Annotated in this window: 12 protein-coding genes and 1 pseudogene; 8 read left to right on the top strand and 5 right to left on the bottom strand. The window is 60.9% G+C overall.

From position 1 onward, the window contains the following. Positions 1-82: 82 nt before the first annotated feature. Genes ilvC through V5B40_RS17255 form a run of 3 tightly spaced genes read right to left on the bottom strand, consistent with a single transcriptional unit; the run spans position 83 to position 3,345 of the window. Positions 83-1,099: a ketol-acid reductoisomerase gene (gene ilvC / locus V5B40_RS17265; protein ID WP_332355642.1), complete on the bottom strand. Its 1,017-nt coding sequence runs from the start codon at positions 1,097-1,099 to the stop codon at positions 83-85. 29 nt (positions 1,100-1,128) lie between these two features. After that, the gene (gene ilvN, locus V5B40_RS17260) at positions 1,129-1,620 is read right to left on the bottom strand and encodes an acetolactate synthase small subunit (RefSeq protein WP_332355641.1); all 492 of its coding nucleotides are present in this window, start codon (positions 1,618-1,620) and stop codon (positions 1,129-1,131) included. A gap of 12 nt (positions 1,621-1,632) precedes the next feature. Beyond that, complete coding sequence (locus tag V5B40_RS17255) at positions 1,633-3,345, bottom strand: acetolactate synthase 3 catalytic subunit (RefSeq protein ID WP_332355640.1); 1,713 nt, start codon at positions 3,343-3,345, stop codon at positions 1,633-1,635. A gap of 334 nt (positions 3,346-3,679) precedes the next feature. On the opposite strand from V5B40_RS17255, the gene V5B40_RS17250 reads away from it, so the two are divergent. Genes V5B40_RS17250 through V5B40_RS17235 form a run of 4 tightly spaced genes read left to right on the top strand, consistent with a single transcriptional unit; the run spans position 3,680 to position 5,644 of the window. Continuing rightward, complete coding sequence (locus V5B40_RS17250; protein ID WP_332355787.1) at positions 3,680-4,243, top strand: RNA polymerase sigma factor; 564 nt, start codon at positions 3,680-3,682, stop codon at positions 4,241-4,243. Continuing rightward, positions 4,240-4,617: a DUF3619 family protein gene (locus V5B40_RS17245; RefSeq protein WP_332355639.1), complete on the top strand. Its 378-nt coding sequence runs from the start codon at positions 4,240-4,242 to the stop codon at positions 4,615-4,617. Before V5B40_RS17250 ends, V5B40_RS17245 begins: the two co-directional genes overlap by 4 nt. Then, on the top strand, positions 4,590-5,186 hold the full coding sequence (locus tag V5B40_RS17240) for a DUF3106 domain-containing protein (RefSeq protein WP_332355638.1): 597 nt from the start codon (positions 4,590-4,592) through the stop codon (positions 5,184-5,186). The genes V5B40_RS17245 and V5B40_RS17240 overlap by 28 nt, the downstream gene beginning before the upstream one ends. Beyond that, positions 5,183-5,644 carry an RDD family protein gene (locus V5B40_RS17235; RefSeq protein WP_332355637.1) on the top strand — a complete coding sequence of 154 codons (462 nt, stop codon included), beginning with the start codon at positions 5,183-5,185 and terminating at the stop codon, positions 5,642-5,644. Before V5B40_RS17240 ends, V5B40_RS17235 begins: the two co-directional genes overlap by 4 nt. Before the next feature lie 112 nt (positions 5,645-5,756). On the opposite strand, the pseudogene lptG reads toward V5B40_RS17235, so the two are convergent. Beyond that, positions 5,757-6,831 (bottom strand): annotated as a pseudogene (lptG, locus tag V5B40_RS17230) (LPS export ABC transporter permease LptG). Beyond that, complete coding sequence (lptF, locus tag V5B40_RS17225) at positions 6,828-7,907, bottom strand: LPS export ABC transporter permease LptF (RefSeq protein ID WP_332355636.1); 1,080 nt, start codon at positions 7,905-7,907, stop codon at positions 6,828-6,830. Before lptF ends, lptG begins: the two are co-directional and overlap by 4 nt. 73 nt (positions 7,908-7,980) lie before the next feature. Here lptF and V5B40_RS17220 point away from each other — a divergent pair, with 73 nt between their 5' ends. From V5B40_RS17220 to V5B40_RS17205, 4 genes are all read left to right on the top strand, one after another. After that, entirely contained in the window at positions 7,981-9,477 is a 1,497-nt protein-coding gene (locus V5B40_RS17220) for a leucyl aminopeptidase (protein WP_332355635.1), read from the top strand. Next, the gene (locus tag V5B40_RS17215) at positions 9,474-9,899 is read left to right on the top strand and encodes a DNA polymerase III subunit chi (protein WP_332355634.1); all 426 of its coding nucleotides are present in this window, start codon (positions 9,474-9,476) and stop codon (positions 9,897-9,899) included. The genes V5B40_RS17220 and V5B40_RS17215 overlap by 4 nt, the downstream gene beginning before the upstream one ends. Beyond that, positions 9,899-10,393 carry a hypothetical protein gene (locus V5B40_RS17210; RefSeq protein WP_332355633.1) on the top strand — a complete coding sequence of 165 codons (495 nt, stop codon included), beginning with the start codon at positions 9,899-9,901 and terminating at the stop codon, positions 10,391-10,393. Before V5B40_RS17215 ends, V5B40_RS17210 begins: the two co-directional genes overlap by 1 nt. Positions 10,394-10,481: 88 nt before the next feature. Next, positions 10,482-13,304: a valine--tRNA ligase gene (locus tag V5B40_RS17205; RefSeq protein WP_332355632.1), complete on the top strand. Its 2,823-nt coding sequence runs from the start codon at positions 10,482-10,484 to the stop codon at positions 13,302-13,304. Positions 13,305-13,391: the final 87 nt, after the last annotated feature.

The following is a 13,391-nucleotide window of genomic DNA, read 5'->3' as shown; positions in this document are numbered from 1 at the left end:
TCTCGGTCTTCTTGCCCGTCGATCGAGCGACCATGATCGCCCCATCGCCAGGCAAGTGACTGGTGGCTGGTGACTACGCCGATCAGTTTTTGCTCTGATCCACCAGCCTGTTTTTCTTGATCCAGGGCATCATGTCGCGCAGCTTGGCGCCGACAATCTCGACCTCGTGTTCAGCCATCAGGCGACGACGTGCGGTCATCTCGGGGTAGTTGGTACGCCCCTCGAGAATGAACATCTTCGCGTAGTCGCCGTTCTGGATTCGCTTCAGCGCCGCACGCATGGCGACCCGGGACTGTTCGTTGATGACCTCTGGCCCGGTCACGTATTCGCCATACTCGGCGTTGTTCGAGATCGAGTAATTCATGTTGGCGATGCCCCCTTCGTACATCAGGTCGACGATCAGCTTGAGTTCGTGGAGACACTCGAAGTAGGCCATCTCCGGCGCGTAGCCGCCCTCGACCAGGGTCTCGAAACCCATCTTCACCAGTTCGACAGCGCCACCGCAGAGAACCGCCTGCTCGCCGAAAAGATCGGTCTCGGTCTCTTCACGGAAGTTGGTTTCGATCACCCCGCCCTTGGTGCCACCATTCGCGGCGGCATAGGAAAGAGCAATGTCTCGAGCTTTTCCGGAACGATCCTGATGGACCGCGATCAGCGACGGGACGCCGCCACCCTTGAGATACTCGGAGCGTACCGTGTGCCCCGGACCCTTCGGCGCAACCATGATCACGTCGACATCGTCACGCGCGACAACCTGGTTGTAATGAACATTGAAGCCGTGCGCAAAAGCCAGCGCCGCGCCCTTTTTCATGTTCGGCGCGACATCGGTGTTGTAGACCTGCGGGATGGTCTCGTCGGGCAGCAGCATCATCACCACGTCAGCGCCCTTGACGGCGGTAGCGACTTCGGCGACTTTCAGGCCGGCCTGCTCGGCCTTGCTCCACGAAACGCCATCCTTGCGCAAACCAACCGTCACCTTGACGCCGGAATCACTGAGGTTTTGCGCGTGCGCGTGGCCCTGGGAGCCGTAACCGACGATGGTCACTTTTTTGCCCTTGATCAAGGAAAGATCAGCGTCCTTGTCGTAGAAAACTTTCATTCAATTTCCTTTTTTACTGGTCGGTCTGATTAGATTTTTAGGATGCGCTCGCCGCGGCCGATGCCGCACACGCCGGTACGAACGGTTTCGAGAATCAGTCCGGCGTCGATCGCCTGGATGAAGGAGTCGAGTTTTGCGCCACTGGCGGTCAGCTCGATGACGTAGGTCGATTCGGTGACGTCGATGATGTGGCCACGAAAGATGTCGGCCAAACGCTTGAGTTCCTCGCGGTCCTTGCCGGTGGCGCGAACCTTGAGCAGCATCAGTTCGCGCTCGACATGCGCTGCCTCGGAGAGATCGACGACCTTGATGACGTCGATCAGTTTATTCAACTGTTTGGTGATCTGCTCGATCACGGCGTCGGTACCCGAAGTGACGATGGTCAGGCGAGACAGCGAGACGTCCTCCGTCGGAGCCACGGTGAGGGTCTCGATGTTGTAGCCGCGCGCCGAGAACAGACCGGCCACCCGCGACAGAGCTCCCGCCTCGTTCTCCAGCAGGATTGAAATAATGTGTCGCATCTTGTCTTTCCCTTACAGATCTTCGGTCAGTAGCATGTCCGCCAGACCTTTGCCGGCCGCCACCATCGGAAAGACGTTTGCCTTCTGATCGGTGATGAAATCGATGAATACCAGATCGTCCTTGTGGTCGACGAAGGCCTTCTTCAGCGCGCCTTCGACATCTTCGGGCCGTTCGACGCGAATGCCGACGTGGCCATAAGCCTCGGCGAGCTTGACGAAGTCGGGCAGCGAGTCCATGTACGACTCCGAATAACGACTGCCATAGAACATTTCCTGCCACTGGCGGACCATGCCCAGGTAGCGATTGTTGAGGTTGATGATCTTGATCGGCAGACGGAACTGCTTGGCGGTTGATAGTTCCTGGATACACATCTGGATCGAGCCTTCGCCGGTGACGCAGGCGATCGGCGTTCCCGGATTTGCCAGTGCTGCACCCATGGCGTAAGGCAGGCCGACACCCATCGTCCCGAGACCGCCGGAGTTGAGCCAGCGGCGCGGTTGATCAAACTTGTAATACTGCGCGGCCCACATTTGATGCTGACCAACGTCAGAAGTCACGATCGCCTTGCCCTCCGTCACTTCATAGAGTTTTTCGATGACGTATTGCGGCATGATGATGCTCTTCTTCTTGCGGTATTTCATGCACTGCTTGGCGCGCCACTCATTGATCTGCTTCCACCAGTCGGCCAGCACCTCCGCATCCGGGCCGGCATTACCGGCGTCGAGCAGCTTGAGCATTTCGTCGAGGACGTCCGGGACGTTGCCGACGATCGGCACATCAACCTTGACGCGCTTGGAAATTGACGATGGATCAATGTCGATGTGGATGATCTTGCGCGGAATGGACGAAAAGTTGTCTGGATTGCCAATTACCCGATCGTCGAAACGCGCGCCGACAGCCAGCAGGACGTCACAGTTCTGCATCGCCAGGTTGGCCTCGACGGTACCGTGCATACCCGGCATGCCGAGAAACTGCTGGTCGCTTGCCGGATACGCACCGAGGCCCATCAAGGTATTGGTAATCGGAAAGCCCAGCCGGCGCACCAGCTTGGTCAACTGTTCGGCACCGTTGGACAGAATGACCCCGCCACCGGTATAAACCATCGGCCGCTTGGCCTCGAGCAAGAGGTGTAGCGCCTTCTTGATCTGTCCCAGATGCCCCTTGACGACGGGGTTGTAAGAGCGCAGCTGAATCGTCTCCGGATACTCGAACTTGCACTTGGCGGCGGTGATGTCCTTGGGGATGTCGATCACCACCGGACCCGGACGACCGCTGTTGGCGATGAAGAAGGCCTTCTTTAGCGTCACTGCCAGATCGTGAACGTCCTTGACCAGGAAGTTGTGCTTCACACAGGGCCGAGTAATGCCAACGGTATCGCACTCCTGAAAGGCATCCTGACCAATGTACTCGGTCGGCACCTGCCCGGAGATAATCACCAGGGGAATCGAGTCCATGTAGGCCGTCGCGATGCCGGTCACGGCATTGGTCGCGCCAGGGCCGGAAGTCACCAATGCCACGCCGACTTTGTGGGTCGAACGCGCCAGCCCATCGGCAGCATGCACGGCCGCCTGCTCGTGGCGAACGAGAATGTGCTTGACCTGATCCTGCTTGAACAGCGCGTCGTACAAATGAAGGACAGCCCCGCCAGGATAGCCGAACACGTACTCGACCTTTTCTTCCTGCAGGCACCTGATTACAATTTCCGCACCGGTCATCATTGTCATTACCGTCGCCCCAGCAAGCAAATTGCTCGAAAAAAGTCTGCAACGTTAAAGCTTAGACGGAGTTTGGTCAAGGCATTCACCAAACGATCATGGCCTGTCGAGGCCCCTGGTGATGAATGCCATGACCGCGCCCTCACTTGAGAGGGCATTCCGGCTGGCAGGCGGCAATCGTTCGACGGGCAGGGAGCATGCTCCCTGAATTCCTCGTCTAACTCCCCGACCCTTCTCTCGCCGAGGAAAGAAGGGAGATTCGTGAGTCGCGGACGCGACTTTCACGGTAAACTGGCGCCTGGGAAAGAAGGCTTCCCGCCCTACAACCGCAAGGATTTCCACCCTGGCCAGCCAACGCGAACTGTCAGACTTTCTTACGGCAGTCGAACGCCGCGCTTTCAAGCAAGCGATGTTCGCAGTGCGCAACGAAGAGTCCGCGCTCGACATCGTCCAGGATGCGATGATGAAGCTCGCCGAGAAATACGGAGACCGCCCACCAACCGAGTTGCCGATGCTCTTCCAGCGCATTCTGCAAAACACGATTCGCGACTACTATCGGCGCAGCAAGGTACGCTCGCTATGGACGACCCTGCTCTCCGCGTTTTCGCCGAACGATGACGAGGACCACGACCCCCTCGAAACCCTCAGCAACGAATCTGACGCCAATGGCCCGAAGACGCCACACGGCCAGTTCGAGCAGGCGCAAGTGATGGGGATGATCGAGAAAGAGATAGAATCTCTGCCTGGGCGTCAACGGGAAGCGTTTCTTCTGCGTTACTGGGAGGATATGGACGTTGCCGAAACGGCATCGATCATGGGCTGCTCCGAAGGAAGCGTCAAGACACACTGCTCACGTGCCAATCACGCTCTTGCGGCTGCACTGAAAGCAAAAGGAATTACCCTATGAACGAAATGCATTTTGTCTTCAAGGTCAGGCAGTACCTGAACAGGGAACTGCATGAACTGCCACCGTCAACGCACTCGCGTCTGCAAGCTGCGCGCGAGCGCGCGCTGGCTCGTCAAAAAGTAGCCGCACACCAGTCGATACTGGCGACGGCGGGGAACTTCGTTCAAGAGCACGCCGAAGGCCTGCGCTTGCGGCAGATTCTCGTGGCACTGGCCCTGGTTGTTGGCGTCACTTCCTACGCTTACTGGCAGGCCGACCGAAGCATCGCCGAACTCGAGGTCATTGATAGTGCCCTGCTCGCCGACGACTTGCCGATCGCGGCCTTCACCGACCGGGGCTTTGATGCATGGCTGCAAAGCTCCGCGTCGCACTGATTCTCAGCAGCTTCCTAGCCGTCACGAGCTGGGCCGATGTGCTCAGCCCGTCTGCCATTGCCACGCCAGCGCAGCCACAGTGGAGCGAGCTCACGGTGGAGCAGAAAACCATCCTCGCGCCGCTCAGTTACGACTGGGACGGGATGGATTATGCGCGCCAGAAGAAATGGTTGGGCATCACGCGACGTTTCTACAGGATGACCGCTGACGAGCAGCGCCGAGTCCAGGTTCAGATGCAGGACTGGGGAAAGCTGACGCCCCAGCAACGACGACTCGCGCGCGAGAATTTCATCACCGCCAACAAGCTCCCGGTAGAAAAGAAACAGGAACTCAGACTCAAGTGGCAGGAGTACTCCAGTCTGCCGGACGAAGAAAAAGAAAGGCTCAAACAGCAAGCGGCCAACCGGGCGGCACTGAGCACACCCGGACAGCCAGGCAGTAGCGGCGCAGCGGCCAGCCTGATCTCACCGCCCGGATCCGCACTCTTGCCGCTCGGCAGCCATCATCCTGCGCCAGCGCCCAGCAGCAAAGCTGCCGCGCCGGCAACTGCAGCGGATAACAGGGATTGACACCGACCGCGAATTCCGTCGGGCGACCGAGCATCACGCGCCGCCTGGCCAGCATGCTGTACGAGTCCTTGCTGTTGTTCGGCATCCTTGCTGCACTGCTGGTCTTGCCACATTTCCTGCTCGGTGCGCTGGCGCATCGCCTGGTGACGCCGATCATTGTGCAGGCGCATGCCTTTATCGTGCTGCTGGTCTATTGCCTCTGGTTCTGGAGCAACGGGCGGCAAACGCTGGCCATGAAGACCTGGCGCATCCGCCTGCTCACCCGTGACGGACAACCGGTCCGGCCGGCGCAGGCGCTACTGCGCTATCTCCTGTGCTGGCCGAGCATCATCCTGGGTGGTATTGGCATCCTCTGGGCGCTAGTGGACCGCGAGCGCTTGTTTCTGCATGACCGTCTCGCCGGCACACAACTCGTACTGTACGGAGAATTGGCGAAGCGGCTACCGACAAGCGGCTAGGCAAACGCTCCAGGAACGGGAGCGGACCGCCCGCTGACCACCGCCTCGATGGTTTTCCCAGCCTGGTCAAGCGGACTTGCGCACAATGCTGATCAAGGCATGACGCCGCCAATCAGCGTCGCTCGACCGACCAGATCATGGTGATCGCTGCCAGCAGGAAAAGCGCCGACGGCGTGACCGCGCTGAGTACCGGCGACCAACTGTTGATCGCCCCAAGGTTGGCAAACAGGCCGTTGAGCATGTGGAACAAGATGCCGATCATTACCCCGGAGAAGACCTTCAGGCCTACGGCGTCGGAGCGGTAGTGCGCACCTCCGAACGGCAGCGCCAGAGCGACCATCACAAATGCCGCCAGTGGGTAGACCACTTTTTTCCAGAAGGCAATGTCATAACGGTTGGTCGTCTGGCGATTGTCCGCCAAATGCTTGGTATACGTGGCCAAATGGTCGCAGCGACATGCGATCCGGAGAAACCATCAGCACCGCCAGGATGTCCGGGTTCAGCGCCGACGGCCAGACCAACTCGGGTAGCTTCTGAACATCGGCCCGCTCGGCGTTCAGGACCGTCTGCAGCACATCGCTCAAGCGCCAACGATCAGGCGCGACGTACTCGCCCTCACTGGCCTCGATAAGCGAGTGTAACTTTGCGTCCTCGTCAAACTCGTAAATACGGATCCCCCGCAAGCGCGTATCCGGCAACACCACGCGCACGTTGATGAAACTGCGCTCGTCCTTGACCCACAATCCTGAACGCAAGTCCTGCCCGATCATTCGCCCCCTGGCTTTCAAGCGCAATTGATTGGCCTCTCTTTCGGCGGTCGGCACCACGTACTCGCCGATCAGGAAAGTGGCGACGGCAAACAGGCCCGCGACCAGAAACAGCGCCCGCAACAAGGCTCCCGAAGACAGGCCGGAAACCCGCAGCACGGTGATCTCGGAATGACGAGCCAGCGACGACAATGCGTAGAGCGTCCCGATCAGGACGGCAATCGGCATCAACTCGTAGACACGCCCTGGCAGCCGCAGCAGAACGAAAGCAAATGCATGGCGGAGTTGGTAGCCTCCCCGCCCAATATCCTGGACCTCGCCAAGCAGGTCAAAGAAGGCAAACAATGCCAAGAACGCCAGTAACACCAGGAAAATGGCGCCAGACACCTCGCGCATCAGGTAGCGACGATAGATCTTCATCGCCCGAGACGCATGAAAGATGAGACCGCGATACGGTGATAGAAGAGGAACGGCAAGAGAAACAGCATCATCAGATGGACCACCAGCACGCCGACGGCAAAAGACACCTGGTCATTGGCCACCCAGCCCTGGCTGATGCTCAGCAGATTGTTGTAGATCACATAAACCAGAATGGCCAGGAGCATGTTGGCCGAACGCCCCGCACGCGGATTGACGAAGGACAATGGAATTGCCAGCAGAGCCAGCACTGCCGCCGAGAGCGGCATACCGACACGCCATAGCAACTCCGCCCGATAGCGAGGCAAGTTGAGAGCCAACAGCTCCAGCGTAGGCATGCTCTTTGGCGTCTGCTTTATGCCATCCGCTTCTCTGGTCTCCAAACGAACGGCATAGCGCGCATATTCCAGAATTCGAAAACCCACCACGCCGGGCTCAAGCTCGTAACGACGCCCATTCTCCAGGACGATGAAGCGATCGCCGTTGGCTGCTGTCTCCTGATGACCGGTTCTGGCCATCGTCACCCCCAGGCGCTCGGGCGCCGTTTCACTGACAAACACGTTGCGAACGTGGCTCGTATCCTCGGCCACGGCCTCGACAAAAACCACACGGTCTCCCGCCGACGACTCCTGAAACGTGCCCGGCGAGATCTGCCCGGCATCCTTACGGTTGCTCAACTTGCCCCGGTACTCGGCGCTTTGCGACAAGGCCCAGGGTGAGAGAAGCAGCGACAGGGCAGCGATGGTGAGCACCAGGGGCAGGGCGAAGGTAAGTACCGGTCGCACCCAAGCCGTCAGCGACAGCCCGGCAGAGAACCAGACCACCATCTCTGAGTCACGATAGCTACGGGAAATGGAAAGCAGAATGGCCACGAACAAGGACAGCGACAACAGTGGCGGGAGATAATTGAGCGACGCGAAACCAAGCAGGGCGACCACGGCACCCGGGTCGACGTCGCCCTGTGCCGCCTCGTTCAGCAAGCGAATCAGCTGCGTGGTCACCATGATCGCAAAAAGCGCAATGAAGACCCCGGCCGTCGAGTGGGCGAACTCACGTCGGACAGCGCGCTGAAAGATCATTTTTTGACTTTGGTGAAAAACTGCAGTGATAATCGGCGTTTTCGACGAAACACGCGGGTCCTCGGGAGGGCGAGTGGAATTTAGCATAAAAAGCGGTAACCCGGAGAAGCAGCGCAGCGCCTGCGTGGTCGTCGGCGTTTTCGAACCTCGCAAGCTGACGCTGGCCGCCGAGCTCATCGACAATGCAGCGCGCAGCCACCTTTCGGACATCATTCGCCGCGGTGACATGGAGGGCAAGGCCGGCACTACCTTGCTGCTGCACAACGTTCCCGGGACGCTCTGCGACCGCGTGCTGCTGGTCGGCCTCGGCAAGGAAAAGGAATTTGGCGATCGGGAATACTGCGACGCGATTCGCAGCGCGGTGAGAACCCTCAACGAAACCGGCTCCTTCGACGGCACCGTCTTCCTGACCGAAACCAGCGTCCGCAAACGCAGCGCTGCCTGGCGCGTACGCCAGGCAGCGCTTGTCGCCCAGCAGACCGTCTATCGCTTTGACCAGTTCAAGAGCAAGAAGGACAAAGTGCGTCGCCCGCTGCGCAAGCTGACTTTCATTGTCGATCGCCGCAACGAACTGGCCACCGCAGAAGAAGCGCTGTGCGAGGGCCAAGCCATCGCCGAAGGCATGTCGCTGACCAAGGATCTGGCCAACCTGCCCGGTAACGTGTGCACCCCTAGCTATCTCGCGGAAATCGCACAACAGCTGGCTGCCGAGCACAAAATCGAGTGCCAGATTCTCGAACGTGAGGAGATGGCTGCGCTGGGCATGCACGCGCTGCTCTCGGTCGCGAAGAGCTCACACCAGGCCCCTAAACTCATCGTCCTGCAGTACAAGGGAGGCAAGAGCGACGAGAAGCCGGTGGTACTGGTTGGCAAGGGCGTCACTTTCGACAGCGGCGGCATCTCCCTCAAGCCCGCGGCCGACATGGACGAGATGAAATACGACATGTGCGGCGCTGCCAGCGTACTCGGCACGATCAAAGCCGCGGCGCTGATGAAACTACCGCTCAACCTGACGGTGATCGTGCCGAGTACGGAAAACATGCCTGGCGGCGGCGCCAGCCGACCGGGAGACATCGTCACTTCGATGTCCGGACAAACCATCGAAATTCTCAACACCGACGCTGAAGGGCGCCTGCTTCTCTGTGATGCGCTGACCTACGCCGCGCGCTTCGAACCGGACACGGTGATCGATGTTGCCACTCTCACCGGCGCCTGCGTCATCGCGCTTGGCCATGTCGCCACCGGCCTGTTCGCCAACAACGATACGCTGGCCCGGGAACTGGAACATGCCGGTGATGAAGCCCATGACCGCGCCTGGCAAATGCCGCTCTGGAACGACTACCAGGAACTGCTCAAGAGTCCCTTCGCCGACATGGCCAACATCGGCGGCCGTTGGGGCGGCAGCATCACCGCCGCCTGTTTTCTGGCCCGTTTCACCAAAAAATATGTCTGGGCGCACCTCGACATCGCTGGCACCGCGTGGACCTCAGGCGCCGACAAAGGAGCCACCGGACGACCGGTACCGCTACTGGTGCACTATTTGCTGAAGCGTGCCGGAAAACTCACGTGACGCAAGTGTTCTTCTACCACAACGCAGCGAACCGCATCGGCGCGACCGCCGCCCTGATCGGCAAGGCCTGCGCACAGAAAAAACCCTTGCTGGTCTATGCGCCGGACGCCGACATCGCTGCCGCGCTCGACCGGCAGTTGTGGGCACAAGCGCCGACGAGCTTCGTCCCGCACGTTGCTGCCGACTCGCCGCTGGCCGCCGAAACGCCAGTGCTGATCGCCCGCAGCCTGGAATCCCTGCCGCACGACGAACGGCTTTTCAACCTCTCCAACGACGTACCGCCAGGCTTTTCGCGCTTCGCGAGTCTGATCGAAATAGTTGGCCAGGGCGAGGAAGAACGCGCCGACGGCCGCCAACGTGCCCGCTTCTACAAGGATCGTGGCTACGCGGTCAGATATGTCGACTGCTCAGGAAAAAACTGATGGCCAATGACGAAGACCTGCTCAGCCGGGCCAACTCGCTGATCAACGCGGACAACGGCGCGGGGCGCGGCGGGCGCCCGAGCAGCCCGCGCCCGCCGCGCCGCCGGCGCAGCTTCCTGGCCTCGCCGGATAGCGACCATTCAGACGGCGGCCAGCGCTTTCCCTTCGGGAGCAGCGCAGACGATGATCTGCCGCTATTGACCGACGTCGTCGTGACCGCGGAACCCGAGCCCGAGCCGAGCGTCGATGATCTCGCTGCGGACCTGCGCCCGATACTTGCCACCGAGCTTGCACAACTCATCGACCGCCATCTGGCTGCGGCCTTGCCGGCACTGGTGGAGGCTGCCGCAGCCGAGGCGGCAGAGCACTTGCGCCAGGGTATCGAAGCGAGCATCGCCATGGCCGCACGTGACTTCGTCGCCCAGCGCGGGCAACTGCAACTGCCGCTGGACGAGCGAGCGGGCAGCGAAGATGGCGCAGCCGATCCGGGGTAGCTCGGACAGGGTCCTCCGCATCACGGCCCGGAGCCTCAGCGCGATCCGCTATAATGCGCGCTCCTGAAATCCACCCGCACCCTCCTCCATGGAACTCGCCAAGAGCTTTGAACCGGCTGATATCGAGCGTCGCTGGTACCCCGAATGGGAAGCCAGAGGCTACTTCGGAGCCGGCCTCGATACCGACAAGAAACCCGAAGACGCTTTCTGCATCCTGCTGCCACCACCGAACGTCACCGGCACCCTGCACATGGGGCATGGCTTCAACCAGGCGATCATGGACGCGCTCACCCGCTACCATCGCATGCGTGGTGACAACACCCTGTGGCAACCCGGAACGGATCACGCCGGCATCGCCACGCAGATCGTCGTCGAGCGCCAGCTCGACGCACAGGGAGTCTCCCGGCACGACCTCGGCCGCGAGAACTTCCTCGAGAAAGTCTGGCAGTGGAAGGAGTTTTCAGGCAACACCATCACCCGGCAGATGCGTCGCCTGGGTACGTCTCCCGACTGGAGCCGCGAACGCTTCACGATGGATGCCGGCCTGTCGACGACGGTCACCGAGACTTTCGTCCGCCTGTACCAGGAAGGCCTGATCTACCGCGGCAAGCGCCTGGTCAACTGGGATCCCGTGCTGCAGACCGCGGTCTCCGACCTCGAAGTCGCGCAGGAAGAAGAACAGGGCTACCTCTGGCACATCCGTTATCCGCTGAGCGACGGCAGCGCGACCTTGACCGTGGCCACGACGCGACCGGAAACGATGCTCGGCGATACTGCCCTGATGGTCCATCCGGAAGACGAGCGTTACCGGCACCTGCTCGGCAAGATGGTCAAACTGCCACTCTGCGAGCGCGAGATTCCGATCATTGCCGACGCCTACGTGGACCTCGCCTTTGGCACCGGCTGCGTCAAGGTCACTCCGGCCCACGACTTCAACGACTACGCGGTCGGCCAGCGTCACCAGCTGCCGATGATCCCGATCCTGACGCTCGACGCGCGCATCAACGAGAATGCGCCGGCTTGCTACCAGGGCATGGATCGCTTTGCCGCGCGCCAGCAGATCGTTGCCGACCTCGAAAAGCAGGGCTTCCTCGACAAGATCGAGCCGCATACCCTGAAAGTGCCGCGCGGCGACCGCAGTGGCGTGGTCATCGAACCGATGCTCACCGACCAATGGTTCGTGGCCATGAGCAAGGCCGGAGCCGACGGCAGCAGCATCGCCGGCAAGGCGCTTGCATGCGTGGCTGCGGGTGAAATCAAGTTCTTCCCCGAGAACTGGGTCAACACCTACAACCAGTGGCTGAACAACATTCAGGACTGGTGCATCTCGCGGCAGTTGTGGTGGGGCCACCAGATCCCCGCCTGGTACGGTGACGATGGGCGCATCTTCGTCGCCCATGACGAAGCGGAAGCCAGGGCCCAGGCCGATGAACAGGGCTACCGCGGCCCGCTGGAGCGCGACCCCGACGTCCTCGACACCTGGTACTCGTCGGCGCTGTGGCCCTTCTCGACGCTCGACTGGACGCCGCAGTGGCCCGCCGCGACGAACACCGCGCTCGACCTGTATTTGCCGTCTACGGTGCTGGTCACCGGTTTCGATATCATCTTCTTCTGGGTCGCGCGGATGGTGATGATGACCCGGCATATCACCGGCAAGATCCCCTTCAAGCACGTCTACGTGCACGGCCTGATCCGCGATGCCGAAGGCCAGAAGATGAGCAAGTCGAAAGGCAATGTCCTCGACCCCATCGACCTCATCGACGGTATCGATCTCGACGCCCTGATCGACAAGCGCACCAGCGGCCTGATGAACCCCAAGCAGGCGGCGCAGATAGAAAAGCGCACGCGCAAGGAATTCCCCGAAGGCATTCAGGCTTTCGGCACCGACGCCCTGCGTTTCACCTTCCTGTCGCTGGCCAGCCCCGGCCGCGACATCAAGTTCGACCTCAGCCGCTGCGAAGGCTACCGCAATTTCTGCAACAAGCTGTGGAACGCGACACGTTACGTGCTGATGCACACCGCCGAGCATGACCTGGGTCTGGCTGCCTGCACCCCGGAGAGCTGCTCGCCGGCGCTGAGCTTCTCCTTCGCCGACCGCTGGATCGTCAGCGAGCTGCAGCGTACCGAAGCCGAGGTCGCGCAGCACTTCGCCGACTATCGCTTCGACCTGCTGTCGCGATCGGTGTACGAGTTCGTCTGGGACGAGTTCTGCGACTGGTACGTCGAGCTCTCCAAAGTCCAGTTGCAGCAGGGCAGCGAACAGGAAATCCGCGCCACGCGGCGGACCCTGGCGCGGGTGCTGGAAACCGTCCTGCGCCTGGCACACCCGCTGCTGCCCTTCATTACCGAAGAACTCTGGCAAGCTCTGGCGCCGATTGCTGGCCGCAAGACGCACGCTTCGGTGATGCTCGCCGCCTATCCACAGGCACAGCCGGAGAAAATCGACCTGGCCAGCGAAGCGAGCGTCCAGCAGTTGAAGGATCTGGCCTACGCCTGCCGCAACCTGCGCGGCGAGATGAACCTTTCGCCGGCGCAAAAGGTACCGCTGCTCGCCAGTGGCGACAGTGCCGCACTGGCCGCTTTTGCGCCCTACCTGAAGCCGCTCTGCAAGCTTTCAGAAATGCAGATCGTCGACGACCTGCCCGCCGATGCCAGCGCACCGACGGCCATCGTCGGCCAGACCAGGCTCATGCTGCAGGTCGAAATCGACGCCGCCGTCGAAGGCGAGCGGCTCGACAAGGAACTCGCCCGCCTCGGCGGCGAGATCAGCAAGGCCAGAGCCAAACTCGCCAACGAAAGCTTCGTCGCGCGTGCACCGGCAGCCGTGGTTGAACAGGAAAAGAAGCGCCTCGACGACTACCTGGCGACGCTGGAAAAACTCACGCCACAACGCGAACGCTTGCGCCGCTAACGGTCATGACATGTCGAGACACCCCTGATGATGAAAGCCATGACCGTCCCCCTCTTCCCCTGACCCTTCTCCCGCGAGGGGAGAAGG

Source organism: Candidatus Accumulibacter meliphilus, from assembly GCF_036625345.1.
Classification (GTDB): Bacteria; Pseudomonadota; Gammaproteobacteria; order Burkholderiales; family Rhodocyclaceae; genus Accumulibacter; species Accumulibacter meliphilus.
This window is presented reverse-complemented; position numbering and strand designations above follow the sequence as displayed.